The sequence below is a fragment of the Slackia isoflavoniconvertens genome (assembly GCF_003725955.1).
Classification (GTDB): Bacteria; Actinomycetota; Coriobacteriia; order Coriobacteriales; family Eggerthellaceae; genus Slackia; species Slackia isoflavoniconvertens.
On record NZ_QIBZ01000003.1, the window covers coordinates 75677 to 92341 of the forward strand.

Consider the following 16665-nt stretch of genomic DNA (forward strand, 5'->3'; position numbering starts at 1 on the left):
GATTACCTTCCTAGATTCAGCTTCGGGCGCCCGTTGGGCCTTTTCCCGCCATTGTTGCCGCCATTGGAACGAGTGGCGCCAGCATTGCTTCGCTGGCCACCCTTGCCGCGCTGGCCACTGTTCTGGCCCTTGCCGCGCTGGTCGCGCGCATCGGCGCCTCGACCGCTCGCCTGGCCGCGGGATGCCCCATCGCGCCCCTTTTCGCCGCCGCGCGCGCCGTCGCCGCGTTTGCCGGCAACACGAAAGCCGCCTTTGCCGCACGAGCGCTGGCCGCCCGAACGCTGGTCGCGACCGCCTTCATGCCCCGAAAGCGTTGAGCGACGAGCGCGTTGCGCCAAACCTTCGATCGAGCTCAGCGAAAGCCCCTCGAAAGAACCCTCGGGGGCATCTTCGACATGGGCCGCGGAGGCGCCCGCAAGCAGGCCGCTCGTCCAAGCCCAATGCAGGTTGTAGCCGCCGCAGCGACCATCAACGTCAAGCGCCTCGCCGCACGCGAAAAGGCCGGCGTGCTCGCGACATTCAAAGGTATGCGCGTCGAAGCATTCCGTCGCGAAACCGCCGCGCGTAACCTGCGCCTGCTTCGGGTCGGCGATGCCGCGCACGGAAAGCCCGAACGACTCAGAAACCATGGCCAAAACCACGGCCTCCTGCTCGGCGATAATAGGCTCGTCGGGGTTCAAGCCGCCCCCAACCACCACGGCGCGCGCCACGCGAGAGGGCAAAAGGCCGCTCATCACTTCGGCAGCGGTACGGCTCGGATGCGCCATGGACTGCTCCCAAATGAAATCGACCTTGTCTTGCGGCTCCATATCGGGCAGAAGGTCGAGAAATACCATTTGACCGGGTTCGACATAACGAGACATATCGAACACGGCAATGCCAGAGATGCCCCAATCGCGGAACAGCACTTCGCCGCGCTCTTCGGGGCCCTGATAGCTCGCCTCGAATTCAGGATCGACCACATCGAGCCAGGCGTCGCGCAAATCTTCGGGCTCTTCATCGAGATACACGCGCGCGCGAACGCGAATGCCGGAAAGCGCCTTGATATTCGTCGTGTCGGTCTTCAGCGCCGCAAGCACAGGCGTGCATGCGTGGAACGCAATATCGCTCGGCAGAAGCGCGCGCGAGGGGTTGCCGCCCACAGCGCACACAACCGCATCAAAGCCCTCAACGGCATCGTCGGCAAAAGCAACCGCCCAACCGCCGCGCGAAAGAGGCGCTACCGCGCGAACCTCGCGATCGCAATGCTCGACAACGCCAGCTTCCTTCATGCCCAAACGCAGCATATCAAGAACCGTCGCGGCCTTGTTGCTGTAAGGGTAAATGCGGCCTTCGTCTTCCTCGAACGCGAGCACGCCCAAATCTTCGAAGAAAGCCATAACCGATTCGGGCGGCAACACATTCATTGCTTCCTGCACGAATTCGGGATCGTTGTAATCGGAGCTCATGATGTCAGTGTTGCTCATGTTGCAACGGCCGTTGCCTGTCACGAGCAGCTTCTTGCCAACGCGATCGGCTCGCTCATACACATGGGCTTCAGCCCCTTCTCGAGCCGCCGCGATAGCACACGCCATGCCCGCCGCGCCACCGCCGATAATTGCCACTTTTGGCATACACTAACCTCGCTTCACGGCATAGGGGCGCGCATCGACAATCTCGCGCGCCTTGATTGATTCGGGAGAGCCGACCTTTGGGCCATGCGCGATGAAGAACTTGCACGTCAGGCAGAATTCCTTCACCACGACTTCGCGGTCGACATCGGGATTTTCGAGCATATCGAGCCCCCACGCGGTTTCATGGGTGGGACGATCGCACACCGCGAACTTGCAGTCGCCCGGGCAACGCTCGCCTGGGATATTATGCGGGCAGCGGCTTGCCATTTCCTCGTCGCAACCGCGCGTTTCCCAACAATGCAACGCCATTTCGGCCCCCTTCTTCAAGCCGGCGGCACACGCCACCACGTCTTCTGCAGCCATTTTCCCAGATGCCGCCCGCGCAGATGCCCACAAGCCCCTAAAAACAGCGGAAGGCCACCATACGGTGACCTTATCTTCTTACAAAGCGGCACATTCCCAATAAATGTCAGCGAGAACGGCCCTGGCGAGTCGGATTGGCTTGAAAAAGGAGCGACGCGTACTTCGGTACGCGAGCGACGATTGAAAGTCAAGCCAGCCGTCAGGGCCGTTTGCAGCGTCGGCGACTTTCGCCGTTCGACAGAACGGCGAAACCAAACTAGGCAGACACAACCTTGGTGATGCCCGGGATGTGCTCTTTCAGAATGCGCTCAACGCCATTGGCAAGTGTCATCTGGCTCATGGGGCAACCGTTGCATGCGCCATGCAGCTGAACGGTGACAACGCCCTCTTCGTCAACGTCGACCAGCTGAACGTCGCCGCCGTCGGCCTGAAGCGCCGGGCGAATAAGATCGAGCACGCGGCTGACTTGGTCTTTATCGATAGCCATAGTAAGCTCCTCACATCGGATGTTCTTGTCTGCGCCATTGTATCGTAAGACGTCAAGGGCCTTGCGACGAAACCTCTTTTCATTCGCTTTTCTTCCCGTGGCGCCATGGGCGTTCGGCCCGCTAAAGCTCTTTCACCCAAAGGCCATGGAGGTTGCAATGTTCATAGACCTTGACGGGCGCATCCCCTTCGGCAAGCGCAAACGTTGCCACGGGCTTATCGGCCGGCGTGAGAGGCGCGACCTGGTACCCTTTTTCGGTCACGAGCACAATGAGCTGAATGTAATGAGCATCCATCATCGGGTGCTCGACTTCGCCCACCTGCACCTTGACGGTCGACCCATCGATCGCGACGGCAGGCACGTGCTTCTCGAATGCGCCGTCGACAGCGCCTGCAACGAGCTCTTCCATCGGCTCGCCGCAGCACACCAGGGGAACGCCGGAATCGACGACCTTAATCGCGATGTTTCCGCAGTGAGCGCATTTGTACAGTTTGATGTCCATGACTCCCCCTTTTCCCGTAAACGGATTCCGCGTCGCGCTACCGCAAAGGCAGCTTCAACATCTCCATTATGCATCCTTGGGGCATGGCTGGAGCAAACCGTTGCCAACCTGGTTTCGCACCGCTGTTTTTGACGCCTTGTCGTAGCCGAAAAACAGGAAACGCCCTAAGGCTGGCTTATCTCAGAATCAGGAAGGCCCATCTGCGGCTTTTTCGTTTTCCATGCATATATAAGGAAAACAACACCCGCAACCATAAGCGGAATGGAAAGCGCTTGCCCCATAGTGAACCAATGGGTTCCCAAAAGATAGCCAATTTGGGCATCGGGCTGGCGAATGAACTCAATCGTGAAGCGGAACAAGCCATAGAACAGTAAAAACGTTCCGAAGAAGGTTCCACGCGGACGCGCCGGAGTTTTACGCGAGAGCGCGAACAGAATAATGAAGAGCACTACGCCCTCAAGCAGCGCTTCGTACAACTGCGAGGGATGGCGCGGCATCGTGCCCGCAGCGCCTCCAAACACCACGCCCCATGGCATATCGGTGGGAGCGCCCCACAGCTCACCGTTGATGAAGTTCGCGCAACGGCCGAAGAACAGGCCGATGGGCACGCCGACAACGCCCATATCGGCCAACGTGAGAAACGGGATCTTCGTGATTTTCGCCGCGATAACGCCGCCAATGATCACGCCCACAAGCCCCCCGTGGAAACTCATGCCGCCCTCGTTGAACGCAAGAATTTTCTCGGGGTGCTGAAGGTAGTATCCGTCGCCATATACGAGCACATAGCCCAAACGACCACCAAGAATCACGCCGAAAATCACGCAGAAGACCACCGTGAAAAAAGCGTCGTCGTCAATGCGAATCTTCCAGCGCTGGGAGAGTTTGGCAATAACGAGAAAGGCGCAAATGAAGCCGGCGACATAGGCCAGTCCGTACCAACGAATTTGCAGCGGCCCCAAAGAAAGCGCCACGGGGTCAATTGCGTGGTAAATGTCGTTGAGCGTCATAGAGGCTCTCCTTCTAAAAACTCGCCCCGCACGAAGGCGGGGCGTGCTTGCGTTTCGTCTATCGACTACGCCGCGCTATTCGCGGCAGCAGCGAACGAACCTTCCGCATCGACATCAGAATCGCTCGACGCGCTTGAATTCGATTCGTCGCTCGAGGTTGCCGATGCGTCCTTTTGCGAAAGAGGCACGATGTTGCCGTCCTCGTCGACCGTTTCGTTGCGCGCGGCGAGCACCGTGCGCCAGTCCTTGCCGATGACCACATACACATTCGTGTCGAACGAGTAATGCACGGTATCTTGCAGCGTGCGGCCAATGCCAAGGGCGGCCACCACGGCATTGGCGGCGTTTTCCTTATCGGCATCGCCGTACACGACGAGCGTTTCGTCATACACCTGCATGGAGGTATTGCCCGTATCGGTCACGTTGAAACCTACCTGGCGCAGCATGTCGGCCGCCTCAGAAGCAGCACCCACAACGTCGCCGCCGTTGTAAACCGAAACCGTATAGCTGCCCGCATCGATAGAGCCCAACACATCGGCAGCATTGGCCTGCGGCGTCTCGCCAGCGCGAATGCGATTCATCATTTCCGTAATCGCATCGTCGGCAGGAACTTGATACGTTTTACCGCTCGACTGCGCAGAATACGTAGGCAAAGCCGCAACCTGCATATTCTCGGCCGAAATGGAGCGAATGCTCTCGAGGAATGCTCCGATTGCCTTTACATCCATGTCGGTTTGCACGAGGTTCGCAAGTCCGTCCATGCGCATATAGTAGCCAAACCCACCCTCTACCGAGGTCGCCTTCTGCATAAGGGCCACTGCCACGAGCGCCTGTACCTTGCCACGCGTCTCTTCAGCGTTCACGGCGTAATCATCTGCTCGGCATGCGAAAACCGCTTGCTCGCCACCGAGAGTCTGCTCGCCTGCAGAAAGCCTCATATCGCCCGCCTGGGCATCGACGATATCTTCGGGAAGATTGACATCAATGCCGCCAAGTTCGTCAACGAGCTGAGCGAAATTCTGCGCATCAATCGTTGCATAATGGGACAGCTTGATGCCCAAGAGGCTGTTCACCGCGCTAATCAGGCCCGCGCTGCCCTCGGAAGCGCGAATTTCGCCGAGCGAAGTGCGCGAAGAGCCATCGGTTGACACACGGGTGTTCGAGGGAAGCGAAATCGCATAGGCGGTATTCGCTTCAGGGTCGGTGCGCATAACGACAATCGAATCGGGCGATGCGCCATCTTCTCCATCATCAAAATCGGCGCAGAGCAGCGAATAGGTCGCTTTCCCCTCACCCGAATCGGCAACGAGGGCCGATTTCAGCGAAGAATCGTCGAGCACGAGGCGCGAGTTGATGCCGTTCGCGAAGACAAACGACGCGACGACGCACGCGACGATCACGATAAGCACCGCAAGCGCAGCCACGAGCGCGATCTTGCGCCTTCGGCCCGCAGCAACATTTCGCTCGACATACGAGCGTCGGTTCATGCGCGCCTCGTAGGCAAAGCGGTCCTCGCGCGTCGTGGTGTTCGGCAGCACTTGATGGATTTCGCCGCGCACCGCTGAGCGAGCATAGCGCTGATTCGCGCCCTTGCGATGCCCCACTGAAGGGCGGGGCGCCGACACGTGCGTCTCGATCGTCGATTCGCGCACGCGGCTCGACAGTCGCTTGTAGTTGTAACTCGATGGTTTACGCGACATGCAACACCTGCGCTACCAGTCGATATCGTCTTCGTCGGGAACGCGACGAACGTTCGCGCCCAGGCCCGTGAGCTTGCCCACGTAGTCTTCGTAGCCGCGATCGATGTGATAAATGTTGTGCACCTGCGTTTCGCCTTCAGCAAAAATGCCGGCAAGCACCAAGGCAGCGCCGCAACGCAAATCGGTCGCCTTCACGCTTGCGCCCTGCAAGCTAGGCACGCCTTCGACAACCGCGTGATGGTCCTCAATGGTGATCTCGGCGCCCATGCGGCCAATTTCAGCGGCGAACATGAAGCGGTTTTCGAAAACATTCTCGGTAATCACGGAATTGCCGTTTGCAACAGAGGCGAGCAGCATGAACTGCGCCTGCAAATCGGTGGGAAACCCAGGATGTGGCAGCGTTTGAATATCGGTAGGCAGAAGAGGGCCTTTGCGCGAAACCGTGATGGAATCATCGCCCACATCGACCGAACAGCCCATGGCGGACAGCTTCATCAATGCCATGCGCAAGAAGCTCGGATCGATGCCACGAACGGTAACGGGGCCGCCCGTAAGCGCACCGCCCACGAGGAAGGTGCCCGCTTCAATGCGGTCGCCGACCGTGGAATGCTCGCACGGATGCAAGCTGGAAAGCTCCACGCCGTCGATGATGATTTCGGCCGTGCCAGCGCCCGAAATGCGAGCGCCCATGGAATTGAGCATGTTCGCAAGGTCTTCGATTTCGGGCTCACGAGCAGCGTTTTCGATAACGGTTTGGCCCTTCGCCGTCACGGCGCACATCATAGTATTTTCCGTGGCGCCCACGCTGGGGAAATCGAGCGCAACATACGCGCCGTGCAACCCATTGGGCGTGCTTGCTTCGATATAGCCGTGATCGGTATGGAAATGAACGCCGAGCGCCTCCATGCCTACCATATGCATATCGATTTTACGAGCGCCCAAGTTGCAACCGCCCGGCATGGCAACGCGAGCCTTGCCGAAACGAGCCACCAAGGGGCCAAGAACCGAAATGGATGCGCGCATCTTCGACACGAGCTCATACGGCGTTTCCCATGTATCAACGCCAGCAGTGTCAACATGCAGCGTGTGGCCATCGCGGCGAACGCTGCCGCCAAGGGTCTCGATGACCTTCGACATAACCACAATGTCGGAAATAAGAGGCACGTTATGAATGGCGCTCTCGCCCTGGCCTAAAAGGGCAGCCGCGATAAGCTTGAGGGCCGAATTCTTCGCGCCCGAAATATGCACCTCGCCCGCAAGCGGCGTTCCGCCTTCGACGACGATTTTCTCTTTTGCCATAAGATTACCTCCGCAATCGTTTGCGCCCCCGACGCATCGGCGGCGTATATGCAAGCTATTATTGTCGCACGAACAGAAGCAGCATTAAAGAGACGAAGGCCGAAACAAGAAAACCCCCACTGCACACGCAGCAGGGGTTTGTCGCAGTCGACGCCGCGCGAAACCCTCACGGGCACCTTGTCCTTCAAGTCTCGCACATGGCCATAATCTGCGCAAAAAAGCCGGCCCGAAGGCCGGCATGGTAAAGGCGTCGGTTTATTCGGCAGCCTCGCCAAGCGCGAAGCGCTTGAAACCGGTGACCTTGATGGAGCCACCGAGCTGCTTGGCAACGGAGTCGACGTACTCGGCAACAGTCTGGTCAGGGTTCTTCACGAACGCCTGCTCAACAAGGCACTGCTCCTTGTAGAACTTCTGCAGACGGCCGGTAGCCATCTTTTCCTGGATAGCCTCGGGCTTGCCAGATTCGGCAGCCTGAGCCTTGTAGATGCCCATCTCATGCTCAACAACAGCAGGATCGACATCTTCGCGAGAGGTCGCGATGGGGTCGACAGCGGCGACCTGCATGGCAACGTCGCGGCCGCACTGAGCAAACTCAGCAGCGGTGGTGTCAACGCCCTCGGTGGCGAAGGAAACCAGAACGCCAATCTTGCCGCCCATGTGGATGTAGGAGCACACAGCGTCGGCCTCGAGCGTGGCGAAGCGAGCGAGCTGGGTGTTCTCGCCCATCACATGGATGCAGTCGGCGACAACGGCCTCGACGGTCTCGCCGTCAATCTCGGAAGCCTTCAGGGCGTCGAGATCGGCAGGCTTGTTGGCAACAGCGGCGCGAGCGATTTTCTCAGCGTAAGCCTTGAACTTCTCGTTCATGCCCACGAAGTCGGTCTCGCAGTTGAGCTCGACGAGAGCGCCCGTCTTGCCGTCCTCGGAAACCAGAGCCATAACGGTGCCCTCGTTGGTGGCGCGGCCGGCCTTCTTGGCGACAGCGGCAAGGCCACGGGTACGCAGGACGTCAACGGCGCCGTCCATGTCGCCGTCGGCCTCGGCGAGGGCCTTCTTGCACTCCATCATGCCTGCACCGGTCATTTCGCGCAGTTCCTTGACCATGGAAGCGGTGATGTTTGCCATCTTTGCGGTTCCTTTCTCAAGTTCTCTCTTGGAAAAACGGGCCCCGCTTCGCTCTTCAGAAACAGGGCCCGACCTCTACGTATTGGTAGAAAGCACTGGACTTTCGACGTATGCGTAAATTAATTACTCAGCAGCAACTTCGGCAGCGGCTTCAGCAGCCTCGGCCTCGGCGGCCATCTGCTCTTCGATGACGGGAGCGCCCGTAGCGGCGATCACGGCGTCGGCAACGAAGGTGCAGAGCAGGTTGACCGAACGGATGGCGTCGTCGTTGGCGGGAATGCCGAACTCGACGTCGTCGGGGTCGCAGTTGGTGTCGAGGGTGCCCACCACGGGAATGCCAAGACGCTTGGCTTCGTGGATGGCGAGCTGCTCGCGGTTGGTGTCAACGACAAAGATGGCGTCGGGGAGCTTCTTCATGTTGCGGATGCCGTTGAGGTTGGTCTGCAGCTTGGCGAGTTCCTTCTTGAGCAGGATCTGCTCCTTCTTGGGCAGAACCTCCATGCGGCCGTCGGATTCCATGGCCTCGAGCTCTTCCATGCGCTGAACGCGGGAGCGAATGGTCACGAAGTTGGTGAGCATGCCGCCGAGCCAGCGTGCGTTGATGTAAGGCATGCCGCAGCGGTCAGCCTGAGTGGCGATGGCTTCCTGGGCCTGCTTCTTGGTGCCGACGAACAGAACCGTGCCGCCCTTGGCAGCAGTGTTCTCGACGAAGGTGTAAGCCTGGTCGAGACCAACGAGGGTCTGCTTGAGGTCGAGGATGTAGATGTCACCACGGTTGCCGAAGATGTACGGCTTCATCTTGGGGTTCCAACGACGGGTCTGGTGACCGAAGTGAGCGCCTGCTTCGAGCAGGGACTTGACGCTGATTTTCGCCATGTCATTCTCCATTCGTTAAGCGTCTGCCCGAGGTCATCCCCGACACCGCAGCCTTTTTCGGTGGCCACTCGCGGTGCTAGGTCGCTCGGACATGTGAAATATAGAAACCATGGCATTATACGACCTTGCAGGCGCAATGCAAGAGAAATCCACAAGGAAGTGGAGATATGCAGACGAAGAGCATCTCATGCCTGAGTATCGGGGCGGATGGGCGCTCTGCCAAGAGCGTACGCACGAGCCGAACAGTCCAGTGGACCGTTCGCGCGAGCTCAGTTATCGCCTCTTGGCAGAGCGCCCATCCGCCCCGATACGACCTACCGCACGGCTAACAGACGCACCCCACTTCGCTCCATGCGATAGCAACCGCCAAAAAGCGCGCTATTTCTTCTTCCCCGCAATAAGGCCAGCTCGACGGAACGCCATGTACACGACGTAGCTCGCCGCCACCACAGGCACCATGACGAGGAATAGCACGCGATAGCCGAATGCAGGCGCAATCCAGCCAACCAAGAAGGGGCACAGCCCAATAGCCACGTCGAGCAACACGAAATAGGTGGAATTCGCGGCGGTGAGACGATCGTCGGGACAACGACGCATGGCAAGCACGAGGCCATTGGGCTGCACCGAGCCAACACCTACGCCAGCAAGCGCCGCCGACACAAGGAGCATGGCGCCGTTTTGCGCGAAGCCCATGATGAGCATGCTTGCGCCCAGGCAGGCAAATCCCAAGGTCATGATGCCTTTATCGCCAGCCGAATCGAACCATCGTCCCGTAAACGGACGCGTCACGAACATGGCAATGGAATACGACACGAAGAAGAAGCTCGCGGCGCCTGTAAGCCCCACTTCGGCCGCGTACGGATTGATATAGGTGATAAGGGCGCCATACGCAAGATAGCCCACCGTGATGGCCACCGACACGGGCAACGCACGCACTTCGATGAAATTCGCCAGGCTGAGCTTGTGCTTTTTCGCGGGCTTGCCGGCATCACCAGATTGTTCGGATACCCCGGCCTTTTCCGCAGCGATAGGCGCTTCCTCTGTATTCACGCTATGCGCCACCTCGGTCGCCCCAGTTGCCTTAGACACTTCCGAACTTTGCCTACGACCGGGCAAAACAACTCCGAGCGCGGCAACGTAACCCACAGCGATCATGCCGAGGCACGAGAAGAAAAGCATATCGAAGTCGCCCGCGTTCGAGAACGCCGAACCCATCAGAGGACCAAGCGCCGCGCCGAGCGTGACCGAAAGCATGTAATAGCCCACGCCCTCGCCTTTGCGGGAAAACGGAACAGCGCTGCTCACGATAGACGTGACCGTTGTTTGTGACAGACCGTAAAACGCGCCGTGCAAGAAGCGCAACACGATGAATACGCCAATGGCCGGCACGTGCTCAAAAGCCAAATAGAGAAGCGTGCACGCAACCTCGCCCGTCATGCACGCCACAAGCACGCGGCCGCGACCGACCTTGTCAATCGCGCCGCCGAAGAACAAGCGCGAGCACAACGCGCCCAAAATGAAGACGCTCGCCGTAAAGCCACCCTCGGTTGCTCCTGCCGCGAATTGCATGGCAGAATAACCCGCCATGGCGACCATAAGCGCGTAATACTGCATATACAGAATAAAGTTCACCGCAAAGCCGGCGATGAAGCGCGGCGTGAAAATGGGCTCATTGGGCTTGACGGTGTTCGATTTTGCAGATGCCTGAGGCATAGACTTGGACTCCTTGGGTAGTTCTTCGTGCGCGACTTCCGCACGTGGACAAGGAGTATCTCGCTGAAATGCGGGCAATTCGCGAATTTCAGCACACCTTCACGAAACGTGCGAGTTTCCCAAGAGGCCGATTGGATACAAGAAGGGCCGGGAGGCGCAAGGCTCTCCCGGCCAAAAAACGGCCACGCGGTCGCCACGTTGTCGCGGGCCGATAGGATGGTCAAAACGAGCCGCCGCTGGACGAACAAAGTCAGCGAGCGGGATTCTGGCGAGTGTAGTTCGAGCGAGGCAGAGGCGACGCATACTTCGGCACGCGAGCCATTGAATATACCCAAACGGCATATTCAATCCCAAACTTCCGCGCACGAGCGGGCGTAGCCAGCTCAGCTGGCTACGAAATACACCGTCAGAATCCCGTGCGGCGTCAAGCAAGTGCGCCGTTCATTAGCATCAGTTCGCGTACATGCTGGCGTAGGGGCGGCTGTTTGCGGGGCGCAGACGGAAGAACCCCTCGCCCGTAGCATCGACCGGACCGCCAATTTCTCCGGCGAATTTCTCGTTATATTCGCCAAGCAGGCGCGCAAGCACGCGGCAATCGTGCTCATCGACCGGCTCTTGCACCAGGCCAGCGGGAATATCGCGCTCGTCGAGCACATGCTTCAGGTAAATCACGCCGCCATGCATGCCCGTTGCCAAATACGGACCCGCCGTGCCCATGAGCACGATTACTCCACCGGCCATGTATTCGCCCAGAAAGCTGCCGGCGTCTCCGCCAATCACGATAGCCGGCGCCTTGTCGCCATACTGCTTCATGTGAATGCCGACGCGCCAACCGCAGCCGTCGCGCACCAAAATGCGGCCGCCGCGCATGCCGTAGCCCGCAGCATCGCCCACGCGCCCGTGAATTACGATGTCGCCATCGTTCATGGTGTTGGCAACCTGGTCTTGAGCATTGCCGAAGACCTCGATTTCACCGCCATCCATGTAGCACGCCATGTCGTTGCCGGGCACGCCATGAATCTCGAGGCGCTTGCCCGCGGGCATGCCGCATCCCAGATAGCGCTGGGCGAACGTTTCACGCAGCTCCACCACGTCGGCATCTTCAAGAGCCGCGCGCACCGCGGCGTTGCCCTCGGTGAAATGCACCGTGCCGAGCGTGACCACCGTTTTGCCGTCGAGCTTTTCAACGACGGGCTCAATCGTGGGAAGGTTTCCGAATTCTGCCATGTTACTCCTCGCCTTCTGCCTTGGGCCAGCCAAGCTCATTGAGCGTCGACGGGTAACCGCGATGCATGCGTGCGGCCCCTTGCGGGAAATCGATGTTGAGGGGAACGCGATCGAACGTATCGGCGGCAAGCGATGCCACAGGCACTCCGTGCTCGATCATCGCCGTATACATGCCCGCATTGTCGGGTCGATTCAGCAGCACGTAGCCCACGAGCTTGCCGTCGCGCATGACGAATTTCACATATTCGTCGCCTTCGACTTCTACGCGAACATCGAAATCGCCATCGACTGGCGGATTGATGATTCCCGAGGTTAAAAGTGTGATATCGAAGAAATCGACCGCATTCACCGCAAAGCTGCCCTCATCGGGAAGGGCGCCGGGCACGCCCGCCATGTGCATGGCGGCAATGCGACCCTGACGAACGGCATTGGGCCACAACGCCAAGGGACGCTCGCTGCCGTCAAGCGCATCGGTCACCTGGGTCACATCGCCTGCAGCGTACACATCGGGCAGGCTCGTTTGCAAATCGGGCCCGCATATAAGGCCTCGACCCTGCTCGGCGCCCGCCTCGACGGCAAGCTTGCTCGCCGGGCGCACGCCGACCGCGACGATAACCATATCGCACGCTTCGTCGGAACCATCGGTCAGGCGCACATGCGTCACGCGCTCGCCTTCGCCAAGCATCTCGTCAACCGACATGCTGGGATGGCAGAAAATGCCGTGCGGCTCCATAAGACGCGAGACAACCGCGGCACCATCTGCGTCGAGCACGGCAGGCAAAATGCGCGGGCTGCGATCGAACACATCGATGCGGTCGGCATGGTGGCTCAGCGCTTCGGCCGCCTTCATGCCAATAAGGCCGCCGCCAATCACCACGACACGGCTTTCACGACCTTCCGCATGCGCACGCTCGGTTGCTGCGAGCACATCGTCCCAGGCCGCCAACGCATCATCGAGCGTAATGAACGTATGCACGTTCGTGCGGCCCTCCATGCCGGCAATAGGAGGAATGAAGGGGACGGAGCCCGTAGCGAGCAGGCACTTCCCGTAGGAAATCTCTTCTCCGCCCGCAAGCTTCACTTCATGGGCGGAAACATCGAGCGCCACGGCTTCAAACTCAGCGCCAAACAGCGTTTCGATGCCACGCTTCTCGTAGAAATCGGCCGATTTGTAATCGAGATGTTCACGGTCGGTTTTGCCTTCGAGTAAATACGAGATAAGCGGTCGGCCATAGCAGCGATACGGCTCGTGGGAAACCATGATGATGCTCTTATCCGGCGCAGCCGCAGAGAGGAATTCCGCCGCAGTCACGCCCGCCGCAGAATTGCCAATAATCAAGTAATCACACGTATGGTGCGCCATGCTACATCGCCTCGCTTTCCACGTACATGAGTGCGCGATTCGGGCAGGCCGCAACGCAGCTCGGCTCGCCCGGCGCGCCCGCGCCGTCACCGCACAAATCGCACTTCAGCGCAATGGACTTCACGCCCGAAGGAGCCGGAACAACCGAAATGGCGCCGAACGGGCACATGCTCACGCACGTGCGGCAGCCCACGCAACGCGACGGGTCGCTCGTGACCACGCCGGTTTCAGGGTCGCGCTGCATGGCGCCCGAGATGCAGCCTTCCACGCACTTTGGCTTGGCGCAATGGCGGCAATTCGCCGCGAAGCTCACGATGTTGTCGCCCTCGACGCGCACGCGGTTGTAGATTTCATCGCCCGCAAGCGTAAACGCCTTCACGATGTTTCCTGGCCACGGCGAATGCTGAGCCTTGCAAGCCACCTCGCAACGGCGGCAATTCACGCACCATTCGGGAATCGCGTAAATCCTCTTCATGCCGATCACTGCTCCCCTGCGTATTTCACGCCCAGAATCTCGAGTTCTTTCTCGTTCAGCCCCACGCCGCGCAGCATAAGCCGATTGCCGCGCAAACTGTCGATGGCATTGATGCCCATGCCGCCCATGAGCTCCTGAACCTCGTGGTTCCACGCGCGGACCAAATTCACCACGCGCTCGGCACCGATTTCGGGATTGAGACGCTTCGTGAGGTCGGCGCGCTGCGTGGCGATGCCCCAATTGCACTTGCCGCCTGCACACGCCTGGCACTGATGGCAGCCCAGAGCGATAAGCGCGGAGCTTGCGCAGTACACAGCGTCGGCGCCTAAAGCGACGGCACGCACGATGTCGGCCGAATTGCGAATGGAGCCGGCGGCCACCAGACTCACGCGGCTACGAATGCCCTCGTCGCGAAGGCGCTGGTCAACGCTCGCAAGCGCGAGCTCAATGGGAATGCCCACGTTGTCGCGCGTGCGAGCCGGCGCTGCACCCGTGCCGCCGCGGAAGCCGTCGACGACGATCACGTCGGCGCCCGCGCGTGCCATGCCGCTCGCGATAGCGGCCACGTTGTGGACGGCAGCCACTTTCACCGAAATGGGCTTTGTGTAGTGCGTCGCTTCCTTCAAGCTGAAAATGAGCTGGCGCAAGTCTTCGATGGAGTAGATGTCATGGTGCGGTGCAGGGCTAATAGCATCAGTGCCCTTTGGAATCATGCGGGTGCGGGACACTTCATCATTGATCTTCTCGCCAGGAAGGTGTCCGCCGATGCCGGGCTTTGCGCCCTGGCCGATTTTAATTTCGATCATCGCCGCGGTTTCGAGGTAGTGCATATCCACGCCGAAACGGCCCGACGCTACCTGCACGATAGCGTGATTGCCATATTTCTCGAGATCTTTATGCAGGCCACCTTCGCCGCAGTTGAAATAGGTGCCCAGCTCCTCGGCCGCCATGGCGAGCGACTTTTGGGCATTCAGCGAAATAGAACCAAAGCTCATGGCCGAGAACATAATGGGCACATCGAGCTTGATGCGGGGCGGCATCGGCGAGACCACCTTGCGCTCGCGCTCATTGATGCGCAGCGCCTCGGGACGGCTGCCCAAAAACACACGGGTCTCCATAGGCTCGCGCAGCGGGTCGATGGAAGGATTGGTAACCTGGCTCGCGTTGAGCAGCAGATGATCCCAGTAAATCGGATAATGCTGGGGATTGCCCATGGAAGAAAGCAGCACAGCGCCGGTTTGCGCCTGCTTGGCGATATCTTGCATGGCGGCAAGGTTCCAGTTGTTCGAGCCGTTGCCGACCTGGGGCCAATTCGTAATGGCAAGTGCGTTCGTGGGACACATGACCACGCAACGCTGGCAGTTCACGCACTTCTTGTGATCGGCGACCACACGGCCCAAGTCGGTATCGACCATATGCACCTCGTTAGCGCACTGACGCGCGCACACGCCGCATTGAATGCATTGGTTGGGATCGCGCTCGACCTTATAGCGCGGATACGTGAAATCGAGCATGGCTTAGGCCTCCTTCCGAGTGATGCGCGTTTGCTGGTGGATGTCGGGCTCGTTTTCCGCAGCGGCGTTCTGCTTGGCGCGCGCGACCTCGTCGAGCTGCACCACAAACGGCACGCCGCCTTCGATAGAGCGCACATTCTCGACATCGGGGCACACAAGCTCGATGGACGCCTGCTCACTGGCCAAATACACCATGGAGTCTTTCTCGCCAACCATCAACGCGCGCAGCTTCAGGCGGTCGTTCAGGGCCAGCAGGCCCTCTTCCGAACCCAAAATCACCGAGAACGGGCCATTCACGAGCGCGTCGGAATACACGCAACGCAGCGCCGTTTCGAATTCGGCTTGCTCGGGCGGCATGCGGTCGATGGCATCCCACGAAGGAGCGGCCATGATATGCGCGGCCATTTCCTGAGAGAAACCGTGGCGGCGAACGAGCAGATCGAATAGATAGGTGATGACTTCGGTATCGGTCTGCAGCGCGCAGTCGTAACCGAATTGCTCGACGTAGCGACGGTTGGTGTCATAGCTGGAAATCTCGCCATTGTGCACGATCGACCAGTTCAAAAGCGTGAACGGGTGAGCACCGCCCCACCAGCCAGGCGTATTGGTGGGAAAACGTCCGTGCGCAGTCCACAGCCAGGCCTTGTATTCGTCGATACGGTAGTACTCGCCGATTTCTTCAGGGTAGCCCACGCCCTTGAACGCACCCATGTTCTTGCCAGAGCTTGCGACAAACGCTCCATCGATGTGGGCATTAATGTAGAACACGCACTGCATGACGTATTCCTGCTCGTCGAATTCGCCCAGTTCAAGCTCATGGTGAGACGGGTGCGGGGTGAGGAAGTAGCGCCAGGTGTCGGGCGGATTCTTGATCGCCTTCACCGTGGCGGTGGGAATGCGCTCCTGCTTTTCGGAAAGAAAATGCTCGTTGAGATACGCTTCCGTATTCATGCGTGCTTCATGGCTTTCATAAAGCACGTGGAACGCATAGAAGTCGGCATATTCCGGATAGATGCCATACGCGGCGAAGCCTCCGCCCAAGCCATTGCTGCGATCGTGCATGAGCGCGATGGCCTTCAGAATGTCGCGGCCGTCATGGCGCGCGCCAGACTTGTCCATGATGCCGGCAATGGCGCATCCGGCGGGAATGCGCACGTCGCCTTCACGCAGGCCGCGGCTGTCAAGCGCGCGTGCGCGGGCTGCCGCCTGCTGCGGCGTTTCAGCATAGTGCATGCTGCACCTCATTTCCCCCATTGGCCCAACCCGGGCAATTCGAGACGTGGCGGCCTCGTCGCGACGGGCGCGTGGCGATGCGCCGCGCCGCAAGGGCTGGGTAGCGAATGTAGTGTTTTTAGGGTATGGGTGCAGCGTTTCACGAGCGTGACACGCGTGTTACAGCGA

At 59.5% G+C, this 16665-nt stretch carries 15 protein-coding genes; all 15 read right to left on the reverse strand.

Going from position 1 to position 16665, the window contains the following annotated elements; all coding sequences use genetic code 11:
- Positions 1 to 2 precede the first annotated feature (2 nt).
- Positions 3 to 1613, reverse strand: a complete 1611-nt coding sequence (locus tag DMP05_RS02125; protein WP_123218950.1) for an aminoacetone oxidase family FAD-binding enzyme — start codon at positions 1611 to 1613, stop codon at positions 3 to 5.
- 3 nt (positions 1614 to 1616) lie between these two features.
- Complete coding sequence (locus DMP05_RS02130; protein WP_244595010.1) at positions 1617 to 1976, reverse strand: hypothetical protein; 360 nt, start codon at positions 1974 to 1976, stop codon at positions 1617 to 1619.
- 256 nt (positions 1977 to 2232) lie between these two features.
- The gene (locus tag DMP05_RS02135; RefSeq protein ID WP_114615131.1) at positions 2233 to 2463 is read right to left on the reverse strand and encodes a NifU family protein; all 231 of its coding nucleotides are present in this window, start codon (positions 2461 to 2463) and stop codon (positions 2233 to 2235) included.
- Positions 2464 to 2584: 121 nt separating this feature from the next.
- A complete protein-coding gene (locus tag DMP05_RS02140; RefSeq protein WP_114615132.1) occupies positions 2585 to 2965 on the reverse strand; it encodes a desulfoferrodoxin family protein in 381 nt (126 codons plus the stop codon).
- Between the two features lie 164 nt (positions 2966 to 3129).
- A complete protein-coding gene (gene lgt, locus DMP05_RS02145; protein WP_123218951.1) occupies positions 3130 to 3972 on the reverse strand; it encodes a prolipoprotein diacylglyceryl transferase in 843 nt (280 codons plus the stop codon).
- Between the two features lie 65 nt (positions 3973 to 4037).
- A complete protein-coding gene (locus DMP05_RS02150; protein WP_123218952.1) occupies positions 4038 to 5672 on the reverse strand; it encodes an LCP family protein in 1635 nt (544 codons plus the stop codon).
- 12 nt (positions 5673 to 5684) lie between these two features.
- The gene (gene murA / locus DMP05_RS02155) at positions 5685 to 6971 is read right to left on the reverse strand and encodes a UDP-N-acetylglucosamine 1-carboxyvinyltransferase (protein ID WP_123218953.1); all 1287 of its coding nucleotides are present in this window, start codon (positions 6969 to 6971) and stop codon (positions 5685 to 5687) included.
- A 255-nt stretch (positions 6972 to 7226) separates the two neighbouring features.
- Positions 7227 to 8096, reverse strand: a complete 870-nt coding sequence (gene tsf, locus DMP05_RS02160) for a translation elongation factor Ts (protein ID WP_114615136.1) — start codon at positions 8094 to 8096, stop codon at positions 7227 to 7229.
- A 123-nt stretch (positions 8097 to 8219) separates the two neighbouring features.
- Entirely contained in the window at positions 8220 to 8972 is a 753-nt protein-coding gene (gene rpsB, locus DMP05_RS02165) for a 30S ribosomal protein S2 (protein ID WP_123218954.1), read from the reverse strand.
- A gap of 378 nt (positions 8973 to 9350) precedes the next feature.
- Positions 9351 to 10685 (reverse strand): MFS transporter, encoded by a 1335-nt coding sequence (locus DMP05_RS02170; protein ID WP_123218955.1) that lies wholly within the window; start codon positions 10683 to 10685, stop codon positions 9351 to 9353.
- A 450-nt stretch (positions 10686 to 11135) separates the two neighbouring features.
- A complete protein-coding gene (locus DMP05_RS02175; RefSeq protein WP_123218956.1) occupies positions 11136 to 11912 on the reverse strand; it encodes a GltB/FmdC/FwdC-like GXGXG domain-containing protein in 777 nt (258 codons plus the stop codon).
- 1 nt (position 11913) lies between these two features.
- Positions 11914 to 13275: an NAD(P)/FAD-dependent oxidoreductase gene (locus DMP05_RS02180; RefSeq protein ID WP_123218957.1), complete on the reverse strand. Its 1362-nt coding sequence runs from the start codon at positions 13273 to 13275 to the stop codon at positions 11914 to 11916.
- A gap of 1 nt (position 13276) precedes the next feature.
- A complete protein-coding gene (locus DMP05_RS02185) occupies positions 13277 to 13750 on the reverse strand; it encodes a 4Fe-4S dicluster domain-containing protein (RefSeq protein WP_123219040.1) in 474 nt (157 codons plus the stop codon).
- Positions 13751 to 13755: 5 nt separating this feature from the next.
- Positions 13756 to 15264 carry an FMN-binding glutamate synthase family protein gene (locus DMP05_RS02190; RefSeq protein WP_123218958.1) on the reverse strand — a complete coding sequence of 503 codons (1509 nt, stop codon included), beginning with the start codon at positions 15262 to 15264 and terminating at the stop codon, positions 13756 to 13758.
- Positions 15265 to 15267: 3 nt separating this feature from the next.
- Positions 15268 to 16497, reverse strand: coding sequence for a class II glutamine amidotransferase (locus DMP05_RS02195; RefSeq protein WP_114615142.1), 1230 nt, complete (start codon positions 16495 to 16497; stop codon positions 15268 to 15270).
- Positions 16498 to 16665: the final 168 nt, after the last annotated feature.

Coding starts and splice junctions, on each gene's coding strand:
- DMP05_RS02130 (WP_244595010.1), bottom strand. CDS start 1,976: ATGGCTGCAGAAGACGTGGTGGCGTGTGCCGCCGGCTTGAAGAAGGGG.
- murA (WP_123218953.1), bottom strand. CDS start 6,971: ATGGCAAAAGAGAAAATCGTCGTCGAAGGCGGAACGCCGCTTGCGGGC.
- DMP05_RS02195 (WP_114615142.1), bottom strand. CDS start 16,497: ATGCACTATGCTGAAACGCCGCAGCAGGCGGCAGCCCGCGCACGCGCG.
- lgt (WP_123218951.1), bottom strand. CDS start 3,972: ATGACGCTCAACGACATTTACCACGCAATTGACCCCGTGGCGCTTTCT.
- DMP05_RS02135 (WP_114615131.1), bottom strand. CDS start 2,463: ATGGCTATCGATAAAGACCAAGTCAGCCGCGTGCTCGATCTTATTCGC.
- rpsB (WP_123218954.1), bottom strand. CDS start 8,972: ATGGCGAAAATCAGCGTCAAGTCCCTGCTCGAAGCAGGCGCTCACTTC.
- DMP05_RS02175 (WP_123218956.1), bottom strand. CDS start 11,912: ATGGCAGAATTCGGAAACCTTCCCACGATTGAGCCCGTCGTTGAAAAG.
- DMP05_RS02140 (WP_114615132.1), bottom strand. CDS start 2,965: ATGGACATCAAACTGTACAAATGCGCTCACTGCGGAAACATCGCGATT.
- tsf (WP_114615136.1), bottom strand. CDS start 8,096: ATGGCAAACATCACCGCTTCCATGGTCAAGGAACTGCGCGAAATGACC.
- DMP05_RS02125 (WP_123218950.1), bottom strand. CDS start 1,613: ATGCCAAAAGTGGCAATTATCGGCGGTGGCGCGGCGGGCATGGCGTGT.
- DMP05_RS02150 (WP_123218952.1), bottom strand. CDS start 5,672: ATGTCGCGTAAACCATCGAGTTACAACTACAAGCGACTGTCGAGCCGC.
- DMP05_RS02170 (WP_123218955.1), bottom strand. CDS start 10,685: ATGCCTCAGGCATCTGCAAAATCGAACACCGTCAAGCCCAATGAGCCC.
- DMP05_RS02180 (WP_123218957.1), bottom strand. CDS start 13,275: ATGGCGCACCATACGTGTGATTACTTGATTATTGGCAATTCTGCGGCG.
- DMP05_RS02185 (WP_123219040.1), bottom strand. CDS start 13,750: ATGAAGAGGATTTACGCGATTCCCGAATGGTGCGTGAATTGCCGCCGT.
- DMP05_RS02190 (WP_123218958.1), bottom strand. CDS start 15,264: ATGCTCGATTTCACGTATCCGCGCTATAAGGTCGAGCGCGATCCCAAC.